Source organism: Kitasatospora sp. MY 5-36 (genome assembly GCF_001182915.1).
Classification (GTDB): domain Bacteria; phylum Actinomycetota; class Actinomycetes; order Streptomycetales; family Streptomycetaceae; genus Kitasatospora.
Window position 1 is genome coordinate 1 of record NZ_LFVW01001305.1, and the last position, 939, is coordinate 939.

Here is a 939-nt window from a genome sequence, read left to right on the forward strand (position 1 = left end):
CACCGGCGCCCGCCCGCCTCGCCGGCGGCCGGCCGACAGCCGAGAGCAGCACGGCCCAACCGGCCCGCCGCGGCCGGGATTGGCGTACCTCTCCGCCCGCAGTACCGCGGACCCCGGCGTCCGGGCGGTACGCGACCGCTCTCCGGCGACCCCCTCCCTGTGGGCGGCCTGCCTCCACGCCGGCGCATGGCGTGCGCCCGTCGCGCCACGGCATCCGGGCCAGCCCGCGACACCCTGCTCGTGCCGGGAAGTCCCGTTCCCGGCCTCTGGAACGAGCTTCAGCGGCGTGAGCCGTAGCCCCAGTGGTGGTCCGGGTAGTCGCCGCACGGGTACTGCATCAGCGGGGCCTGCGGGGCGTTGCTGCCGTGGGAGACGGCGAGGCACTGGCGGCTGTTGCCGTTGACGAAGCGGATGCCGTGCGGCCACTTCTCGATCTTCCAGGCCTGCCCGGGGTTGTTCCGGCACGCCGACTGGACGACCTGGGCGGTGGCCTCGGTGCTGGAGTCCTGGACGGAGAGACAGAGGGCGCTGTTGTAGCTGACGATCCGGTAGTAGGTGTCGCCGTCGGCGTCCGTGTAGGCCTGCTGGGTCTGCCAGAAGTGGTCGGGGAAGTCCCCGCAGGGATACTGCTGGACCTGCGCGCCCTCCTCCCGGCTCCCGCCGGGCGTGGCGATGCACTGCAGGCTGTTGTTGTTCCTGATCGCCACCGATCCCGTCGGCGGGACCAGCGGGGTGCCGCCGAGGCGCCCCGGAACCGGAACCGGAGCTGGAACCGGGAACGCGGACGCGGAGGCGGTGGGCGCCGGGGGCGGCGCGGGTCGGTCGCCCCCGGTCGAGGCCGGAGGGCCGGTGGCTTCCGGTAGCGCACGGGGCGGCTCGCCGGGAACCGTCGGACCGGGCTGCGCCGCTGCGCTCCGAACCCCCGCCGCCGGAGCCGGC

Annotated in this window: 1 protein-coding gene; it reads right to left on the reverse strand. The window is 75.1% G+C overall.

The features are described 5' to 3' along the window. Positions 1-278: 278 nt before the first annotated feature. On the reverse strand, positions 279-707 hold the full coding sequence (locus tag AE652_RS42120) for an RICIN domain-containing protein (protein WP_049661454.1): 429 nt from the start codon (positions 705-707) through the stop codon (positions 279-281). Between the last annotated feature and the right edge of the window lie 232 nt (positions 708-939).